The sequence below is a fragment of the Leclercia sp. GHBNCSD genome (genome assembly GCF_055805075.1).
In genome coordinates, this window is sequence record NZ_JBQVYO010000002.1 from 25,976 (window position 1) to 45,168 (window position 19,193).

The following is a 19,193-nucleotide window of genomic DNA, read 5'->3' on the forward strand; positions in this document are numbered from 1 at the left end:
TGGACATGCGTTCAACTTTCCGTAGGATCGCAATCTGGACATGTGTCCAGTTTTGGTCAAATAAGGAAAATTATGATTCGTCAGTGGGTAGCGTTAGTGATTATTGTGCTCGTTTATATCCCGGTCGCAATTGACGCCACGGTGCTGCACGTTGCCGCCCCGACGCTGAGTATGACCCTGGATGCCAGCGGCAATGAACTGCTGTGGATCATTGATATCTACTCGCTGGTGATGGCCGGGATGGTGCTGCCGATGGGGGCGCTCGGGGATCGTATCGGTTTTAAACGCCTGCTGATCCTGGGCAGTAGCCTGTTCGGCCTCTCGTCGCTGGCGGCGGCGTTTGCGCCCTCCGCCGGGTGGTTGATTGCGGCGCGGGCGCTGCTGGCCATCGGGGCGGCGATGATCATTCCCGCCACCCTCGCCGGGATCCGCACGCTCTTTGCCGATGCGCGCCAGCGCAATATTGCCCTCGGCGTCTGGGCGGCGGTGGGATCTGGCGGGGCGGCCTTCGGCCCGCTGATTGGCGGCATATTACTGGCGCACTTCTACTGGGGCGCGGTGTTTTTAATCAACGTTCCCATCGTGCTGCTGGTGGTCTCCCTGGCGGCGCGTTTTGTGCCCGCCCAGCAGGGCCGACCCGAGCAGCCGCTTAACATCACCCATGCCCTGATGCTGATTGTGGCGATTTTGCTGCTGGTCTACAGCGCCAAAACCGCGCTTAAAGGGGCGATATCGCCGTGGTTGGTGGCGGGGACACTGCTGACCGGGGCAATGATGCTATTGGCATTTATCCGCATTCAGCTTCGCGCCCGCACGCCGATGATCGACCTGCGGCTGTTCGGCCATCGAATTATTTTAAGCGGGGTGGTGATGGCGATGACGGCGATGATCGCCCTGGTGGGCTTTGAGCTGCTGATGGCCCAGGAGCTGCAGTTTGTCCACGGCTTCACCCCCTTTGACGCGGGCATGTTTATGCTGCCGGTAATGGTCGCCAGTGGATTCAGCGGGCCGATCGCCGGGGTGCTGGTCGGGCGTCTGGGGCTGCGGATCGTGGCGACCGGCGGCATGGGCCTGAGTGCGCTCAGCTTCATTGGCCTGTCGATGCTCGACTTCAGCACCCAGCAGTGGCAGGCCTGGAGCCTGATGGTGCTGTTGGGGTTTAGCGCCGCCAGCGCGCTGCTGGCCTCGACCTCGGCCATTATGGCCGCCGCGCCAAAAGAGAAAGCCGCCGCTGCCGGGGCGATTGAAACCATGTCCTATGAGCTGGGGGCCGGGCTGGGGATCGCGATCTTTGGCCTGCTCCTGACCCGCAGCTTCTCGGCGTCTATTGAATTGCCCCAGGGGCTGAATGCCAGCCTGGCGGATCACGCGTCCTCCTCCATCGGCGAGGCGGTGAAGGTCGCGCAAGATCTGCCGCCAGCCCTTGCTGAATCGGTGATTGAGGCAGCGAAAACAGCCTTTATCACCTCGCACAGCGTGGCGCTGGGCAGCGCAGGCGGGATGCTGCTGCTGCTGGCCGTCGGGATCTGGTTTAGCCTGGCGAAGGTACCGCGCGACGGGGGCTAAGCCCCTTCGGGCCGGGGGGAGGTGAGCCGGTAAACCAGCTCCACCTTCACCCACTCCACCTGCGAAGGCTGGTGCGGGTTTTGCGCCCGCGCCAGCAGCCGCGTCAGGGCGCGGCGCGCGATCCCGGCGACATCCTGATGCAGCGTGGTCAGTTGATAGCTTAACTGACCGCTTTGCGGCGTGTTATCGAAGCCAATCAGATGAAAATCATGCGGGGCCGATTTGCCCCGCTGGCGCATCCCATCCAGAAACCCGCAGGCCAGCTGCGCATTGGCGCAGAAAATTCCCTCCGGCAGCTCGGCCTGATAATCCAGGGCTGTGGCCAGCCCGCCATCGTAACCCTCCGTCGGGGCGGCGAGCCAGCTGAGCTGGCGCAGGGTGTCGACCCCCAGCTGTTGCAGCGCATGGACAAATGCCTCGCCCCGCATCACGCCCGCCCAGGTGGAGGCCGGGTGATTAAGCCAGCCGAAGCGACGGCACCCGGAGTGCCAGAGCTGTTCGGCAGCCAGCTGTGCGCCGCGCTGGTTATCCGAGCAGATAAAATCCACCCACGGCATGTCGGGAGGGCGGTTGATACCGACCACCGGGATCTGCTGGCTGACGCACTCATTCACGATAGCTTCCGGCGGCCTGCCTGAGGTGACTATCACCCCGGAGACGCGAAACTGGGTGAAGCGTCGCAGAGTGTTAACCAGATCCTCCTCGCCGGTGATCTCGCTCACCAGAGCCTGGTAGCCGCGCCGCTGGATCTCATGCAGTAATCCCTCCAGCAGACTGCTGCGAAAGGGATCGCCAATGCGGGCGACGATCACCCCAATCAGTTGGCTCCGCTGGCGGTTCAATCCCTGGGCGAGAAAATTCACCTGATAGCCGAGCTCCCGGGCGGCTTGTAATACCTTTTCCCGGGTGGCGGGGGAGATGCTGCCGTTGCTGCTCAGGGCGCGGGAGACCACGGCGCGGGAAACGCCCGCTCTTCTCGCCACATCCTCGGCGGTCACCGCCTGCTTGCGAGGGGCGTCGCTCACAGCGTTTCTCCCCGGCGAAGGGGCAGCTCGAAGGTCATGCCCTCTTCGCTGACGAACAGACCAGGGTGGGGCTGACAGGCCTGCGCCAGGATGGGGCGGGCGCTGTCGTGGCAATGATAGAGGCCCAGCGCAGGCAGTTTGAGCCGGGTAAAGAGCGCCAGGCAGTCGGGGAAATCGCCATGCGAGGCATCGCCGGGCAGCGCTGTTGCCGAGGCGCACTCCTGAAAGGCCAGATCGGCTCCCGCCATCAGGGCAATACTTTCCGGGGTCGGGCGGCCATCGCCGCTGTAAAACAGGGTGGCGCCCGGCGCCTCAATCCGCAGGGCCAGGTTCGGGATTTCGTGATGGGTAAAGGCGGTCCGCAGGAGCCAGTTCCGCCAGCGCCACTTCGGCGTGCTGTCGCGCCAGTCGATAGCAAAGCAGAGCCCGGTATCCGGCCAGTTCGCGAGGTTTGCCAGCTCAAGCAGTGCCGGGCGGTGGGCAGGCTGTGACCAGATAATCAGCGGTTTCGTTCGCTGAAAACTTTTCCAGTGGTTAAGGAGCGCCGTCAGCCCGGTGCAGTGATCCGGATGGATATGGGTGAAAAAGAGGGCATCAATGTCGTTTACGTCCAGTCCCCGTTGCCATAAGGCGCGGGGAATGGTTGGCCCGCAATCAATCAGCAGCTGATAGCCCGCGTTATCGATGACCCGGATTGCCGACGTATTATTCAGCAGGGAGAAAGCACTGCCGCAACCCAGAATATCTATTTTCATTTCGCCTCACCAAAATTTTTGCGGACTTAATCAAATTGTCACAAACAGACGACACAGTAGGCGCACATAATGGCGCTGGAACGTTGCGTTTTTTTTACAAAGAAATGAACACGTGTTCATCGGCGACGTGAAAGAATTAAGGGATCGTGCGTGAGTTATTTGCAAATAGATAAACTGAAAGTTGCCTACGGGAATAATATTGTCCTTCACGATATCCATCTGGCGGTCGGTAAGGGCGAGATGATCGCGCTTCTCGGCCCCTCTGGCTGCGGAAAGACGACACTGCTCAATGCGTTATGCGGTTTTTTACCCGTGCACTCCGGTACCGTGGCGATTAATGGCCGGGATATCACCCATAGCTCCCCGGAACAGCGAAATATCACCATGGTGTTTCAGAGTTATGCCTTGTGGCCGCATTTGACGGTCGCGCAAAATATCGGTTACGGATTAAAAGTCCGTCGCGTTAAAAAAGAGGAAATAACCCGTCGGGTGCAGGCGCTATTAAAAATAATTAACCTCGAAGGTTATGCGGAAATAAAGGTAACGGCCCTTTCTGGCGGTCAGCGTCAGCGGGTTGCCCTGGCCCGGGCGCTGGCAATTGAACCCGATGTGCTGGTGCTCGATGAGCCCCTGTCGAACCTGGATGCCAAAGTGCGCCTCAATGTGCGCCATGAGATCAAAGCGCTACAAAAGAGACTCGGCTTCACCTCGCTGATCGTCACTCACGACCAGCAGGAAGCGCTGGTGATGGCCGACAGAATTGCCGTGCTCAATAACGGTCGCATCGAACAGATCGGCACCCCGGAGGCAATTTACCACCGCCCGGCAACGCCTTTTGTCGCCGATTTTATGGGGGCGGATAACTGCATCACACCTGATGAGGGGCAGGGGAGAACGCTCTATTTTCGCAGCGCCGATATCGCCATGCATGCCGCACTGCCGTCCGCGCCGGGAGGATTAACCCTCGAAGGGATTGTTGAGGAGAGTGCCTTCTTAGGTCATCACTACCGGCACAGCGTGCGCTGTGGTGGAAAGATCTTACTCGCAGACTCAGCAACATGCTGGCCTGACCGTTCGCCAGTGGTGCTGCATGTGCCTGATGCTGCGCTCCATGCCTTTGAACCTGCTTTGTAATGCCAACCGACACACACTTTTCTGGGGATCAATCATGTCCGTAAAAACAAAAATGGCTATCACTGCCGCACTTTATCTGGGCTGCCTGCACGCTGCGCATGCCGAAACGGTACTTAACGTTGCCACCGCCGGGGACCAGAATATGGTGGATTACGTCAAAACCTGGCTGGGGCCGAAATTTGAAGCCACCCATCCGGGAGTAAAAGTGCAGGTGGTCGGCACCGGGCCCGGCGATGCCGGATCAAATAAGATCGTTGAAAAGCTGACGGCGCAGGCGCAGAGCAGCGCGAAAAGCTGGGATATAGATGTGGCGGTGGTCCATCAGGCCGCAGGCGGCCAGCTGGTAGAGAAAGGGCTGCTTGAGAATTACCGCCAGGCGGTGAAAACCGGCACCATGACCACCGCAGAGAACGCTAAAAACGCGCTGGGGGTCAACGTTGACGGCTACGTGATGCCTATGTTCCTGAGCCAGACGGCGATGGCTTACAACAGCGATCTCATCACCACTCCGCCGAAATCTTATGACGAGCTGGTGCAGTGGTCGGAAAAAAATCCCAAAGCCTTCGGCTATAACGGCATCAAAAACGGTATGTCAGGCGTGAGCTTTGTGGTGGGCTGGATCTACGCCTATGGCACGCCAGCCGAGCGCCTTACCGCGCTGCCGTATGATAAAGGGGTTGAAAAAGAGTGGGGCCCGGCCTGGACGAAGCTGAAAGCATTTAATAAAAACGTCACCTTTACCCCGGGCAATGCCGGGACGCTGGATATGCTCAGCCGGGGCGAAATCGCTATGGGGCCGGTATGGGTGGATATGTTCTACAGCTGGAAAGATCAGGGCAAGCTGCCGCCGTCCATCAAGCTTACCTTAATCGCACCCGGTATGCCGGGGCAGCCAATGTATTACGTCATCCCGGCCAAAGCCACCCAGGCAAAACTGGCGCAGGAGTTTATCGAGCTGGCTACCAGCCCGGAGATTCAGGCGGAGGGGATCGTGAAGCAATTTAACTGGTACCCGGGCATCGACGCGAAATATGTGAAGGGGGCGCTGGATGATGCGACGTGGCAGAAGCTGTTCGCGGAAATTTCGCCAGAAACCTTAGCGGAGAACGGCAAAAGTTTCCCTCTCAAACCCTACTTTGACGCTATCAAAGAAGGTTATGAGAGCCAGGTTTCGAACTGAGGGTATGGCGTGCCTGGCAGAATATTGCCAGGCACCTTTAGCGGTGATTATTCATGCGACAGACATTTAACGCTTTCCTGCTGGTTCTTCCGGCGACGCTGATGATTGGCATCTTCTTTCTCTGGCCGCTGGGCTATTCGCTTATTTCGGCTTTTACCCATGAAACAGGTTTGACGCTGGCGCACTTTGAAAAAGTGTTTAGCCTCTATTCGAACGATATTCTCTTTACCCTGATCATTGTGCTGGTTTCACTGGCGATCCTGGCGCTGCTCTCCATCATTATTTCCGCCGTGATTGTGCTCTCGCCCTGTCGTCGTCTCGTTAAAGCGCTGGCCTTTTTATACCGCCTGCCGCTGTTTATCCCATTCATCGTTGCCGCGCAGATGATGCGGACCTTCCTGGCAAAAAACGGCCTGATGAACAATACCCTGGTTGCCCTCGGCGTAATGACGCCGATGGAGACCACCTCGCTGCTGGGCTGGAGCGGGATCATTATTACCTTTGTCTGGAAACAGATGGCCTTTACCACGCTGCTGATTAGCGGCGCCATGGCGGCGGTGGAGTCTACCCATATTCTGGCGGCGAAAAACCTCGGTGCCTCCCGGGTGCGTATCCTGTTCGACATTATTTTGCCCCAGGTGTTGCCGACCATTGGCATCGCGATGGTGTTATCGACGGTCACCATGATGTCGGTGTTGTCAGTTCCTCTGATGATCGGCACTGGCGCCCCAACAATGATGACCGTTGATATGGCATTTCGCGTCAACTCCTATGGCGACTATCCGGTTGCCAATGCGATGGGGGTCATCTCGTACCTGATGTGCGCCGCGATGTCCTGGTTCTATCTGCGCCACAGCCTGAATGCAAAAGGAAACCCCTGATGAACACGCTGTTTAATAGAGTTCGCGGTAGCTTTATTCTGCAAACCCTGCTGCTCACCTTTCTGGTGCTGGCGCTGTTTGGCCCGCTGCTGAACCTGCTGATCTGGACGGTGGCGGAGAGCTGGTTTTTCCCGCACACCTTGCCCAGTCAGTGGGGGCTGAAGTACTGGGGGCAGGTTTTTAGCCCTTACAGTGACGTCTCCGGTTCGTTGTCCATCAGCGTCCTGATAGCCCTTCTGTCGGTGGTGGTGTGTCTGCTGATTTCAATCCCGGCAGGGTACGCACTTTCGCACCGGTCCATGCCGTGCCGCGCCTTCTTTATGCTGCTGTTTTTGATCCCGCAGGCTTTCCCGAACCTGACGGTCTATATGAACGTGGCGCGGCTGTTCTACCAGTGGGGGGTGAACGGGACGATTGCCGGGGTAGTGCTGGTGCACAGCGTGCACGGGCTGATGTACTCCATCTGGATAAGCGTCGCGGCGTTCTCGGCGCTCGATCCGCTGCTGGCGCGGGCGTCACGCAATCTGGGCGCCGGGCCGGTCTACACCTTTTTCCATATCATCCTGCCGCAGGCCGCCCCCGGGTTGATTGCCGCCAGTATCTTTGTCTTTCTTGAGTCGCTGGATGAGTTTACCGCCACGTTCTTTGTCGGCGCGCCGGAGATCAACACGCTGCCAATACTGCTCTATACCGCCAGCATGTCGGGAAATTATCAGATGTCCTCCATTACGGCGCTGATTCTGCTGGTGCCGTCGGTGATCTTTATGTTGGTGATCCATAAATTTATGCGCCCGGAGATGCTGTCGAAGCTGGGGAAATAACCGCAATTAGTTACAACATACTGCAAGCGTTTTCGATTAATGGTTCCCCGGCCGTTGGCCGGGGAAAGTGCCTGTTTATGACTCCTGCGCCGCACTCAACACGCTATGCAGCAACACATTGGCCCCTTTTTCTGACCATTCCGGATGAATCTTTTCCGCTTCGTTATGGCTAATGCCCTTCACGCAGGGGATAAAGATCATGCTGGCAGGCGCGATTTTGCTGACGTAACAGGTATCGTGCCCGGCGCCGGATACCATCGATTTTGATGAATAGCCCAGCGCGGCCACAGCCTGTTCCGTTCGGACAAGACAGGTTTCATCAAAGGCGACAGGTGCATAGTCGAAGATGCGCTCGACGCTGGCGCTCACGCCACGCGCCGAAAGACCTGCAGCCGCCTGATGCAGCGCGGTTTCCATCGCCTCCAGCGCCTCGCTGAGCGGATGGCGGAACTCTACGCTGCACACCACCCGGGACGGGACGACGTTTCGTGAATTCGGGGTCACGTTCGCCATGCCGATGGTGGCACGCCCGTCCGGGGCATGTTGATAACCGATCGCCTCCACCTTCAGCGCCAGCTCCGCAAAAGCGGTCAACGCATCGCGGCGGCTGTGCATTGGCGTAGTGCCCGCATGTGCGGCAAACCCGTCGAGAGTAAGGGTAAACCAGCGCTGGCCCATCGCCGCACGCACCAGGCCGATATCAATGGCTTCGTCTTCCAGAATAGGCCCCTGTTCGATATGCAGCTCATAGCAGGCGTGGATCGGGAAGGCGCGGGCAGGGCGTGGGCCACGATAGCCGATGGCCTCAAGGGCGTCGCGAACGGTGATCTGTTTGCTGTCCATCCTGGCGTAAGCAAAGGCTTCGGAAAGTTGACCCGCCCAGACCCCGGAGGCGAGCATCGCCGGGGCAAAGCGCGCGCCTTCTTCGTTGGTCCAGTTCACCAGCACGATATCGCGCTCGGTTTCTACCTGACGATCGTTCAGGGTGCGCAGCAGCTCCAGCCCGGCCAACACGCCGTAGATCCCGTCATAGTTGCCGCCGAGCGGCTGGGAATCCACGTGGGAACCAGTCATCACCGGGGGAAGCGCCGGGTTTTTACCGGCGCGGCGGATAAACATGTTGCCCATGCTGTCCACTTCGCAGCTAAAACCGGCCTCCAGTGCCCACTCGCGCAGCAGGTTGCGGGCAATACGGTCTTCCTCGCTTAGCGCCAGGCGGGTCACCCCGCCGGCGGGGGTGCCGCCGATCTGCGCCATCGTCTCGAGCGTAGACCATAAACGGTCTGCATTAACGCGGATCATGCTTTGTCCTTCGTGCTGCGGTAGCGGAAGTCGCAGCATGCGCCGCCCTGCATAATGGTGGTGGTGCGGGTCAGCTCCACGTCCGGCGCGTAGCCGACGATGAATTTCTCATCCCGGGCGCACGACAGCAGATGGCCGATCTCGCCGAGGCCCATCTCGTGATACATCTCGGCATAGCGGCAGCGGGTCACGTTGTAGTTGTACTGCTGGTCGTCGGCGTCGATCACCTTCACGTCGAGAGCGTTATCCTTCTCCCACAGATACTGCAGAGCAATAAAGCTCTTCACGTCCGCGCCGTTTGGCTCCTTGCGGGCAAATTCTTTGCCCGCATTAATGGCGGCCTGCCCAATGGCCTCGCCAATCACCGCCTGGGCGCGGGACTTGCCGATCTCACGCACCAGGATTTCATAAATTGGTTTAATAATTTCTGCTTCAATTTTGCGGCGGGCAAGAATGCCCAGCTCATTATTATCACTCATCACATTGCCTCACTGCGTTACTTAGCTTTTGCGCCGCCGAGCACGGTCTGCGGCTGCCATTTGCCATCGACCACTTTATAGACGGTGAAAGACGGGGCCTGCAGGTTGCCCTGATCGTCAAAGGCGATCTGCCCGGTGACGCCGGAGTAGCTGATGGCGCGCAGGGCAGGCAGGTACTCTGCCGGATCAACCGAGTCGGCTTTTTCCATCGCGGCAACCAGTACGCGGGTGGCGTCATAGGCGAACGGGGCATGCAGTTCAATATGGGTGTGGTAGCGGGACTGGTATGCCTGCTCGAAGGTCTTGCCGCCCGGCATCTGATCCACCGGCAGGCCCGGCTCCAGCGCGACAACGCCTTCACCCTCTTTCTGCGCCAGCTGCAGGAAGGTCTGGCTGACAAAGCCGCCAGCGCCCATCAGGGTCGTCTTCATACCCAGCTGTTTGATACGACGTGCCAGCGGTGCCGCCTGGCTGTCCACGCCGCCGAAGAAGATCAGATCGGCGTTCTTACTGCGAATGGCGGTCAGTACGGCGCTAAAGTCGACGGTTTTGTCGTCCACGTACTGACGGTCAACAATCTTCACGCCCTGGGCTTCCAGCGATTTAATAAACTCATCCGCCAGGCCCTGACCAAAGGCGGTACGATCGTCGATGACCGCGATGCGTTTGGCTTTAAGGGTATTTACCGCGTACTGTCCGGCAAACTGGCCGCCGTCATCGTCGTGGCCCATCACGCGGAAGCTGGTGTCGAACCCCTGTCTGGTATAGGCATGACCGGTAGCAACGGGGGCCACCTGAGCGATACCGGCATCGTGATAGACGCGGGCCGCCGGGATGCTGGTGCCGGTGTTCCAGTGGCCGACTACGCCTGCCACGCCGGTATCCACCAGACGCTGAGCCACAGCCACGGCGGTGCGCGGATCCGACTGGTCATCTTCCGACTGCAGCTTAAAAGTCACCGCCTTGCCGCCGATGGTCGGGTGCTGTTTGTTGATATCGTCAATCGCCAGCTGCGCGCCATTCTCCAGATCTTTACCGATACGGGCAGACGGGCCGGTCAGCGGACCCGCCAGGCCGATCACCACGATTTCGCTGTCGGCGGCCCAGGCGCCGGTAGAGGCAAATCCGCTGAGCACAATGGCCGCGCTGAGCGCGCTGATTTTAATGGTTTTCATTATTTTTCCCTGATATTGGTTGGTGTGTTAAGCGGGCATTTCGCCCAAATAAATCTGTGCAATCTGGTCGTCGTCGAGCATCGCCCTGGACTCGCCGTGATGAACGATGCTGCCGCTGTCCATCACCCAGGCCCGATCGGTCACCTCCAGCGCCAGCCGGGCGTTTTGCTCGATCAGCAACAACGCCACGCCGCGCTCGCGCAGTCCGGCGATGACGGCGAAAATGTTCTCGACCATTTTGGGCGCCAGGCCCATCGAGGGTTCGTCGAGGATCAGCAGGCGCGGGCGGCTGAGCAGGGCGCGGTTCAGGGCTAAGAGCTGCTGTTCCCCGCCTGAGAGCAGTCCGGCCAGCTGGTGCTGGCGTTCGCCCAGACGCGGGAAACGTTCGAAAATCGCGTTCATCTCCTGCCGGACGGTGACAGTGTCACGGCGGAGCCAGGCGCCCATCTGCAGGTTTTCCAGCACCGTCATGCGGGCGAAGATGCCCCGGCCTTCCGGAACCATCACCAGCCCGTCGCGCAGCAGCGCTTCGGCTTTCTGTTTGCGGATCGGTTTGCCATTAAATTCGATGTTGCCGCCAAAACGCTCCAGTCCGGTGATGGCCCGCACGGTGGAACTTTTGCCTGCGCCGTTAGCCCCAATGAGCGTGGCTTGTTCGCCTTCACCCAGGCTAAAGGAGACATCCCGTACTGCCTGGATACCACCGTAATGCACGTCCAGACGTTCCACTTTCAGTAATTCAGACATGGGCATTGCCTCCAAGCCAGGCGGCGATCACCGCCGGGTCGCGACGCACGCTGTCAGGGGTACCGCTGGCCAGCGTTTTGCCGTAATCTAGCACCGTGAGCCGATCGCAAATCCCCATCACCAGCTTGACGTCGTGTTCAATCATTAGCAGGGTTTTGCCGTCGTCACGAATACGGGTCAGCAGCTCACCCAGCGCCACTTTTTCCGCCGCGTTCATCCCGGCGGCGGGTTCATCCAGCGCCAGCAGCAGCGGATCGGTCGCCAGCGCGCGAGCTATCTCCAGCCGCCGCTGATGGCCGTAAGCCAGATCGCAGGCGCGGTAGTGGGCAAACTTCGCAATGCCGGTGTAGGCCAGCCAGTGCCAGGCCTGCTCGAGGGTCTGAGCTTCTTCTGCCCGGGCGCGTTTGTGACGGCTCAACGCCGCCCAGAGTCCGTTGTGGGTGCGCACGTGGCGACCCACCATCACGTTCTCCAGCACCGACATCTCGTTAAACAGACGCACGTTCTGGAAGGTACGGGCGATGCCCGCGGCAGTTACCTTTTCGATCTGGTTCGGGAAGTAGGGCTTATCGGCAATGGCGAACTCACCGCTGTCAGCGGGATACAGGCCGGTGATGAGGTTAAAGCAGGTGGTTTTTCCCGCGCCGTTGGGGCCAATCAGGCCGTAGATCTCGCCCTTATTAATCGACAGCGAGACGTTATCCACGGCGGTAAGGCCGCCAAAGCGTTTGGACATATTGCGCACGGTTAACAGGCTCATGCTTTTACCTCCTTGTGGCGCTTCGGCCAGATGCCCGACGGGCGAACCAGCATCACCAGCACCAGCGCCAGGCCGTAAAACAGCTGACGCAGGATCTCCGGATCAATCAGTACCGAACCAAACAGCGCCTGCTGCACCGGGGCCGCCTGGCTGCGCAGCAGCTCCGGCAGGGCGGTGAGCAGTACCGCGCCGAGGATCACCCCCGGGATATGGCCCATCCCACCCAGCACCACCATCGCCAGTACGGCTATGGACTCCTGCAGGGTGAAGGATTCCGGCGAGACAAAGCCCTGGAAGGCGCCGAACAGCGCTCCGGCCACACCGCCAAAGGAGGCACCCATGGCAAAGGCCAGCAGCTTAAAGTTGCGCACGTTGATACCCATTGCCCGGGCGACATCTTCGTCTTCACGGATAGCGTGCCACGCCCGGCCAATACGTGAGTGTTGCAGGCGAAGGCAGACAAAAATGATCCCGACAATCACCAGCATCAGCAGGTAGTACCAGAGCCACAGGGCGGGCACTTTGACGCCGAACCAGTGGTAAACGCCGCTGAACTTCAGGCCGAACAGGTTGAGGGTGTCAACGCCGGTAATGCCTTTTGCGCCGTTGGTGATGTTCACCGGGCGGTCGAGGTTACGCATCAGAATGCGGATGATCTCCCCGAAGCCGAGGGTCACAATCGCCAGGTAATCCCCGCGCAGCTTCAGCGTCGGGGCACCCAGCAGAATGCCGCATACCGCCGCGACCAGCGCTGCAATCGGGATAATCAGCAGGTACGAGGTGTGCAGCCCGTGCGGGAACCAGAGGTTCAGGATCGGGAACACGTCTGCGAGATGCGGTGACGCCATAAGCGCCGCCAGATAGGCGCCAACGGCATAGAAGGCGATAAAGCCCATATCCAGCAGGCCGGTGTAGCCGACAACGATATTCAGCCCCAGCGCCAGCATGATGTAGAGCAGGGCGAAGTCGATCACCCGCACCCAGTAGTTGCCGCCCAGCTGGGTAGCCACAACCGGCGCAAGCAGGAGGGCAAGCACGAAGAGGGTCATGCCGGACCAGAATTTACCGCTGGCCGCCGGGGTTTTGATTTCAATGGCAGTCATGATTTCTCCTTACGCCCTGTGCGCCACGCGCTCGCCCAACAGACCAGCCGGACGGAAGACCAGCACCAGAATCAGAACGATAAAGGCGAATACGTCCTGGTAGTTACTGCCGAACACGCCGTGAGTCAGTTCGCCGAGATAACCGGCGCCCAGCGCTTCGATAATCCCGAGCAGGATCCCGCCAATCATCGCCCCGCGAATGTTGCCGATGCCGCCGAGCACCGCCGCGGTAAAGGCTTTAATGCCGGGCAGGAAGCCCATCGAGAAGCTGGCGTTGCCGTAATTGCTGGCCATCATCACCCCGGCGAGTGCGGCAAAAACGCCGCCGATGGCAAAGGTCAGAGTGATGATGGCGTTCGGATTAACGCCCATCAGGGTGGCGACGCGTGGGTTTTCAGCCACCGCCCGCATACCCCGGCCAAGGCGGGTATACTCCACCAACAGCCACAGGCCGGTCATGACGATCAGTGCCAGCGCCACGGTGACGATGCCGGTGACCGTGACAATCGCCGGGGGATGCGCCTCGCTGCCCGCCGTGATAGCAATCGGGTCCATCGGCAGGATCTGCGGGAACATCAGCGGATTACGCGACCAGATAATCATCGCCACGGTTTGCAGCAGCACCGATACGCCAATCCCGGAGATCAGCGGTGCCAGCCGCGGCGCATTTCGCAGGCGGCGGTAGGCAAAGCGCTCAACGGACATCGCCAGCAGGGCGCAGACCGTCATGGCGATCAGCAGCGCAAAGCCGAGCTGTAACAGCTGCGGCATGGCGGGGAAATAGCCGGTCAGGAGATTCAGCGCCGACAGAGTGGTCAGCGCGCCGACCATCAAAATATCGCCATGGGCGAAGTTAATAATGCGCAAAATGCCATACACCATGGTATAGCCCAGCGCGATCAGCGCGTAGATGCTGCCCAGCATCACGCCGTTGATCAGTTGTTGTATGAGTGTGTCCAACGTTGTTACCCGACAAATTGCTCTTTTCAGCGGCTAACATCTAATAATTGAATTAAATTGTGAAATACACATATATTCTTTCTTATGATTTTTGGAGCTTGCTTTATCTGATTGATTTTAATGATGATGATAAATGGCTGATTAACCGGATTATCCATAACAGATCAATATATGAATAAAACAGAACAATCCCTGGCGTTGTCGGCCTTTGCCGAGAGCCGACTGGCGAACGATCCGCCGCTGCGGGCGGTGCGGGCCTTCGAGGCGATAGCGCGGCTGGGAAGCGTGACGCAGGCGGCTCAGGAGCTGGACATATCGCCCTCGGCGGTGAGTCACCAGCTGAAAGTGCTGGAAGGATACTTACAGATGCCGCTCACCGAGCGTCAGGGGCGCGGGCTGATCCTGAGCCAGCAGGGGCGGGATTATTACCGTTCCATCCGCGCGGCCTTTAACGTGCTGCGCCAGGCCACCGGGCATCTGCTGGAGCAGGTGCAGACCCGCCAGGTGACCATCAGCCTGATCCCGCTTTTCGGCATGGGGTGGTTTATCCCGCGTCTGCCCGGGTTTATGCGCGCTAACCCACAGACCGAGATCAACGTGGTCTACGCCAACCACCGCAACTACCTGAGTGACGCGTCGGATATGTCCATCCGCTTCGGCAACGGCCAGTGGGCGGGCTACCAGAGTGAAAAGCTGATCTCCGGGCAGATGGTGCCAGTCTGTAGCCGGGCATTTTTGCGCCTTCACGGGCATGTTGATACTCCCGAACAGCTATTACAGATGCCGCTGTTGCATGATGAAGAGCGCGCCACCTGGCAGCAGTGGTTTATCCAGCAGGGGGTGAAACGCCCGCTGCGGCGCAGTGGCCCGATGTTTGAAGACGGGCTGTTAACCCTGGCGGGCGTGCAGGCAGGGCTGGGCTGCGCGTTGATGCGCGAACCGTTGATTGCGCCCTATCTGGAGAGCGGTGAGCTGGTGAAGATCTTCGATCTCCCTATCGACGATGGCCGGGATTACTACCTGTGCGTGCGTCAGGATGGAGAGATGAGTCAGGACGGGAAGTTGTTGCAGAGCTGGTTGCGGCGGGCGGCTGGGCAGGAATAGTCTTCGCCGGGTGGCGGCTTCGCCTTACCCGGCCTACAAAACTCACTCCCTACGTGCCCGGGTGGCGTACCAGCACAATAGCGATCCGGCGCACACCATCATCGCTCCCTGCCAGAAGCTGAACGACAGCGGCGCATTCAGCAGCACCGCTGCCAGTGCCGCTGACAGTACCGGGGTGAAATAGGATGCTGCCGCCAGCAGCGTTACGTTGCCGTGCAAGATACCGATATTCCACGACGCGTAGCCAAACCCCAGCGCCACGCCGCACATCAAAAGTTTGATCACCACCGGCACGCTAAACACCATCTCCGGCTGCGGGCTGAAAGCATATTTCAGCCACAGGGTCAGGGCGGTGAGCAATACAAACAGGGTGATCCCGTTCTGGCCGTTGGCGTATTTACTGGTCACGGTGCAGTAGGCTGCCCAGATGAAAGCGCCAACGAACGCCAGGCCGTAACTTAGCGGGTTGGAGGTGATGTTACGGGCGATATCCGTTGGGTTCAGCCCATTTTCGCCGCCTAATACCCAGCTTACCCCCAGCAGGGCGATGATCAGGCCCGGGATCACCCATAGGGTGGTTTTCTGGCTATTGAACAGGATGGCGAACAGAATGGTCAGGCTCGGCCAGAGATAATTCACCATTCCCACCTCAATCGCCTGGTGGCGAGTGGCGGCATAGCCTAACGAGAGGGCAAGACAGATTTCATAGCTGACAAACAGCACGCTGCCGGCAATGAGATAGCGGGGCGAGAAACGTCGCAGCCTGGGGAAACCCACCGTAACCAGACAGAGTAAACCGCTTAGCGTATAGATTGCCGCCGCCCCCCCAACCGGACCTAATCCCTCGCTAACGCCCCTAATCAGACCCACCATCGTGCTCCAGAGCACGATCGCGGCCAGACCGACCAGGGTGGCTTTTTTTCTCTCCATCGCATTTCCACCGGCTATCAATTTAAGGGGCAAATTTATAGCACTGTTTCAGTACCTTCCGCGAATTTATCTGTGCCGAAGTAACCCTTTAGCATTAGCAAAAGCCGCCAGCGCTGACTATTAAGAGGGCTAATTTCAGGGATATTGATTTGCCGCAAAAAAAACAGGGGCTTTGCTGTTAGTTTTCCGCCGGACTTCTCAATGATCTAACGAGGACAACGATGGACGTCAGTCGCAGACAGTTTTTTAAAATCTGCGCGGGCGGTATGGCCGGGACAACAGTAGCCGCTCTGGGGTTTGCCCCCAAAATGGCGCTGGCTCAGGCGCGCAACTATAAGTTGCTGCGCGCCAAAGAGATCCGCAACACCTGCACATACTGCTCCGTGGGATGCGGGCTATTGATGTATAGCCTGGGTGATGGCGCGAAGAACGCTAAAGCGTCGATTTATCATATTGAAGGCGATGCGGATCATCCGGTCAGCCGCGGGGCACTCTGCCCGAAAGGGGCAGGTCTGCTGGACTATGTCCACAGCGACAACCGTCTGCGTTACCCGGAATACCGCGCGCCGGGTTCCAATAAATGGCAGCGCATCTCCTGGGATGAGGCTTTCACCCGCATTGCAAAATTGATGAAAGCCGACCGCGACGCCAACTTCGTTGAGACGAACGAACAGGGTGTAACGGTCAACCGCTGGCTCTCCACCGGGATGCTCTGCGCCTCGGCGGCGAGCAATGAAACCGGCATGCTGACGCAAAAATTTGTGCGCTCACTCGGCATGCTGGCGGTAGACAACCAGGCGCGCGTCTGACACGGACCAACGGTAGCAAGTCTTGCTCCAACATTTGGTCGCGGTGCGATGACCAACCACTGGGTTGATATCAAAAACGCTAACGTTGTGGTGGTGATGGGCGGTAACGCCGCCGAAGCCCATCCGGTGGGTTTCCGCTGGGCGATGGAAGCGAAAAACAACAACGATGCGACGCTGATCGTCGTCGATCCGCGCTTTACGCGGACGGCATCGGTGGCCGATATCTATGCGCCGATCCGCTCCGGTACGGACATTACGTTCCTCTCCGGCGTGCTGCTGTACCTGATCGAAAACAACAAAATTAACGCCGAGTACGTTAAGCACTACACCAACGCTAATCTGCTGGTGCGGGAAGACTTTGCCTTTGAAGACGGGCTGTTCAGCGGCTATGACGCCGAAAAACGCCAGTACGACAAATCCTCCTGGAACTATCAGTTCGATGAAAACGGCTATGCGAAGCGCGATGAAACCCTGACCGATCCGCGCTGCGTGTGGAACCTGCTGAAGCAGCACGTCTCCCGCTATACGCCGGAGGTGGTGGAGAACATCTGCGGTACGCCGAAAGCGGACTTCCTGAAAGTGTGTGAAGTGCTGGCCTCCACCAGTGCTGCGGACAGAACCACCACATTCCTCTACGCGCTGGGCTGGACGCAGCATACCGTCGGGGCGCAGAACATCCGTACCATGGCGATGATCCAGCTGCTGCTCGGCAACATGGGCATGGCCGGAGGCGGCGTAAACGCATTACGCGGTCACTCTAACATTCAGGGGCTCACCGATCTGGGGCTGCTCTCCACCAGTCTGCCGGGTTATCTGACCCTGCCGTCGGAAAAACAGACCGATCTGCAAACCTATCTGACGGCGAACACCCCAAAAGCGACCCTGCCGGACCAGGTGAACTACTGGAGCAACTATCCGAAGTTCTTCGTCAGCCTGATGAAATCGTTCTACGGCGATGCGGCGCAGGAGGAGAACGACTGGGGCTTTAACTGGCTGCCAAAATGGGACCAGGCTTACGACGTCATCAAGTATTTCAACATGATGGCGAAGGGCGACGTCACGGGGTACATCTGCCAGGGCTTCAACCCGGTGGCGTCGTTCCCGGACAAAAACAAGATTGTCGCCAGCCTCAGCAAGCTGAAGTACATGGTGGTGATCGATCCGCTGGTGACCGAGACCTCGAACTTCTGGCAGAACCACGGCGAGATGAACGATGTGGATACCGCGTCGATTCAGACCGAGGTGTTCCGCCTGCCGTCTACCTGTTTTGCAGAAGAAGACGGCTCCATCGCCAACTCCGGGCGCTGGTTACAGTGGCACTGGAAGGGGCAGGATGCGCCGGGTGAAGCGCGTAACGACGGTGAAATTCTGGCCGGGATTTACCATCGCCTGCGTGAGATGTACCGCACCGAAGGCGGGAAGGGCGTTGAGCCGCTGCTACGGATGAACTGGCACTACAAACAGCCGGATCACCCGGAATCGGAAGAGGTGGCGAAAGAGAACAACGGCGTTGCACTGGCGGATCTCTATGATGCCAATGGCGTGCTGATTGCGAAGAAAGGCCAGCTGCTGAGCAGCTTTGCTCATCTACGTGATGACGGCACCACGGCATCGTCGTGCTGGATCTATACCGGCAGCTGGACCGAGCAGGGCAACCAGATGGCTAACCGCGATAACGCCGATCCGTCTGGGCTGGGCAATACGCTGGGCTGGGCCTGGGCGTGGCCGCTTAACCGTCGCGTGCTCTATAACCGCGCCTCGGCGGACATTAACGGCAAGCCGTGGGATCCAAAACGGATGCTGATCCAGTGGAACGGCACGAAGTGGACCGGGAACGATATTCCGGACTTCAACACCGCCGCGCCGGGCAGCAACACCGGGCCGTTTATCATGCAGCCGGAGGGGCTGGGACGTCTGTTTGCCATCGACAAGCTGGCGGAAGGGCCATTCCCGGAACACTACGAACCGATGGAAACGCCGCTCGGCACCAACCCGCTGCACCCGAACGTGGTCTCCAGTCCGGTGGTGCGTGTCTATCAGGAAGATGTTGTGCGCATGGGCAAGAAAGACAAGTTCCCGTACGTCGGCACAACCTATCGCCTGACCGAGCATTTCCACACCTGGACCAAGCATGCGCGACTGAACGCCATCGCCCAGCCGGAGCAGTTTGTGGAGATCAGCGAAACCCTGGCGAAGGCCAAAGGGATTGCCAACGGCGATCGCATTAAGGTCAGCAGCCAGCGCGGGTTCATTCGCGCCGTGGCGGTGGTCACCCGTCGTCTGCAGGCCCTGAACGTTCACGGTCAGCAGGTGGAAACCGTGGGTATTCCGCTGCACTGGGGCTTTGAAGGGGTGGCGCAGAAAGGCTATATCGCCAACACCCTGACGCCATCGGTGGGGGATTCCAACTCGCAAACGCCAGAGTACAAGGCGTTCCTGGTCAACATCGAGAAAGCATAAGG

17 protein-coding genes are annotated in these 19,193 nt (G+C 59.1%); 7 read left to right on the forward strand and 10 right to left on the reverse strand.

What is annotated here, in order from left to right:
- The first annotated feature begins 72 nt into the window (after positions 1 to 72).
- Positions 73 to 1,566, forward strand: a complete 1,494-nt coding sequence (locus ACT3IC_RS20385) for an MFS transporter (RefSeq protein ID WP_103179645.1) — start codon at positions 73 to 75, stop codon at positions 1,564 to 1,566.
- Here ACT3IC_RS20385 and ACT3IC_RS20390 read toward each other — a convergent pair.
- Together ACT3IC_RS20390 and ACT3IC_RS20395 are read right to left on the reverse strand one after the other, a co-directional pair.
- Positions 1,563 to 2,591, reverse strand: coding sequence for a LacI family DNA-binding transcriptional regulator (locus tag ACT3IC_RS20390; protein WP_159338855.1), 1,029 nt, complete (start codon positions 2,589 to 2,591; stop codon positions 1,563 to 1,565). The two genes, ACT3IC_RS20385 and ACT3IC_RS20390, sit on opposite strands and share 4 nt — an antisense overlap.
- Entirely contained in the window at positions 2,588 to 3,346 is a 759-nt protein-coding gene (locus ACT3IC_RS20395) for an MBL fold metallo-hydrolase (protein WP_159338857.1), read from the reverse strand. Before ACT3IC_RS20395 ends, ACT3IC_RS20390 begins: the two co-directional genes overlap by 4 nt.
- Before the next feature lie 150 nt (positions 3,347 to 3,496).
- Here ACT3IC_RS20395 and ACT3IC_RS20400 point away from each other — a divergent pair, with 150 nt between their 5' ends.
- Genes ACT3IC_RS20400 through ACT3IC_RS20415 form a run of 4 tightly spaced genes read left to right on the forward strand, consistent with a single transcriptional unit; the run spans position 3,497 to position 7,362 of the window.
- Positions 3,497 to 4,480 (forward strand): ABC transporter ATP-binding protein, encoded by a 984-nt coding sequence (locus ACT3IC_RS20400; protein WP_103179642.1) that lies wholly within the window; start codon positions 3,497 to 3,499, stop codon positions 4,478 to 4,480.
- Between the two features lie 34 nt (positions 4,481 to 4,514).
- A complete protein-coding gene (locus ACT3IC_RS20405) occupies positions 4,515 to 5,660 on the forward strand; it encodes an ABC transporter substrate-binding protein (protein WP_159338859.1) in 1,146 nt (381 codons plus the stop codon).
- 53 nt (positions 5,661 to 5,713) lie between these two features.
- Positions 5,714 to 6,541 carry an ABC transporter permease gene (locus ACT3IC_RS20410; protein WP_473479016.1) on the forward strand — a complete coding sequence of 276 codons (828 nt, stop codon included), beginning with the start codon at positions 5,714 to 5,716 and terminating at the stop codon, positions 6,539 to 6,541.
- A complete protein-coding gene (locus tag ACT3IC_RS20415) occupies positions 6,541 to 7,362 on the forward strand; it encodes an ABC transporter permease (RefSeq protein WP_473479018.1) in 822 nt (273 codons plus the stop codon). Before ACT3IC_RS20410 ends, ACT3IC_RS20415 begins: the two co-directional genes overlap by 1 nt.
- A 75-nt stretch (positions 7,363 to 7,437) precedes the next feature.
- On the opposite strand, the gene ACT3IC_RS20420 is transcribed toward ACT3IC_RS20415, so the two are convergent.
- From ACT3IC_RS20420 to ACT3IC_RS20450, 7 genes are read right to left on the reverse strand one after another with little or no spacing between them, the layout of a single operon-like run.
- On the reverse strand, positions 7,438 to 8,664 hold the full coding sequence (locus tag ACT3IC_RS20420; RefSeq protein ID WP_214421977.1) for a Zn-dependent hydrolase: 1,227 nt from the start codon (positions 8,662 to 8,664) through the stop codon (positions 7,438 to 7,440).
- Complete coding sequence (locus ACT3IC_RS20425) at positions 8,661 to 9,143, reverse strand: L-2-amino-thiazoline-4-carboxylic acid hydrolase (protein WP_473479023.1); 483 nt, start codon at positions 9,141 to 9,143, stop codon at positions 8,661 to 8,663. The genes ACT3IC_RS20420 and ACT3IC_RS20425 overlap by 4 nt, the downstream gene beginning before the upstream one ends.
- Before the next feature lie 17 nt (positions 9,144 to 9,160).
- Positions 9,161 to 10,318: a branched-chain amino acid ABC transporter substrate-binding protein gene (locus tag ACT3IC_RS20430; protein WP_473479026.1), complete on the reverse strand. Its 1,158-nt coding sequence runs from the start codon at positions 10,316 to 10,318 to the stop codon at positions 9,161 to 9,163.
- 27 nt (positions 10,319 to 10,345) lie between these two features.
- Complete coding sequence (locus ACT3IC_RS20435) at positions 10,346 to 11,065, reverse strand: ABC transporter ATP-binding protein (RefSeq protein ID WP_159338865.1); 720 nt, start codon at positions 11,063 to 11,065, stop codon at positions 10,346 to 10,348.
- Positions 11,058 to 11,825, reverse strand: coding sequence for an ABC transporter ATP-binding protein (locus ACT3IC_RS20440; protein ID WP_103179634.1), 768 nt, complete (start codon positions 11,823 to 11,825; stop codon positions 11,058 to 11,060). The genes ACT3IC_RS20435 and ACT3IC_RS20440 overlap by 8 nt, the downstream gene beginning before the upstream one ends.
- On the reverse strand, positions 11,822 to 12,928 hold the full coding sequence (locus ACT3IC_RS20445) for a branched-chain amino acid ABC transporter permease (RefSeq protein WP_103179633.1): 1,107 nt from the start codon (positions 12,926 to 12,928) through the stop codon (positions 11,822 to 11,824). Before ACT3IC_RS20445 ends, ACT3IC_RS20440 begins: the two co-directional genes overlap by 4 nt.
- A 9-nt stretch (positions 12,929 to 12,937) precedes the next feature.
- On the reverse strand, positions 12,938 to 13,888 hold the full coding sequence (locus tag ACT3IC_RS20450) for a branched-chain amino acid ABC transporter permease (protein ID WP_103179632.1): 951 nt from the start codon (positions 13,886 to 13,888) through the stop codon (positions 12,938 to 12,940).
- A gap of 171 nt (positions 13,889 to 14,059) precedes the next feature.
- Between ACT3IC_RS20450 and ACT3IC_RS20455 the strand changes: the two genes are divergently transcribed.
- On the forward strand, positions 14,060 to 14,992 hold the full coding sequence (locus tag ACT3IC_RS20455; RefSeq protein ID WP_103179631.1) for a LysR substrate-binding domain-containing protein: 933 nt from the start codon (positions 14,060 to 14,062) through the stop codon (positions 14,990 to 14,992).
- A gap of 42 nt (positions 14,993 to 15,034) precedes the next feature.
- Here ACT3IC_RS20455 and yddG read toward each other — a convergent pair whose 3' ends face one another.
- Complete coding sequence (gene yddG / locus ACT3IC_RS20460) at positions 15,035 to 15,922, reverse strand: aromatic amino acid DMT transporter YddG (RefSeq protein WP_420193429.1); 888 nt, start codon at positions 15,920 to 15,922, stop codon at positions 15,035 to 15,037.
- 221 nt (positions 15,923 to 16,143) lie between these two features.
- Here yddG and fdnG point away from each other — a divergent pair, with 221 nt between their 5' ends.
- Entirely contained in the window at positions 16,144 to 19,191 is a 3,048-nt protein-coding gene (gene fdnG, locus ACT3IC_RS20465) for a formate dehydrogenase-N subunit alpha (RefSeq protein ID WP_473479033.1), read from the forward strand.
- The last annotated feature ends 2 nt before the right edge of the window (positions 19,192 to 19,193 follow it).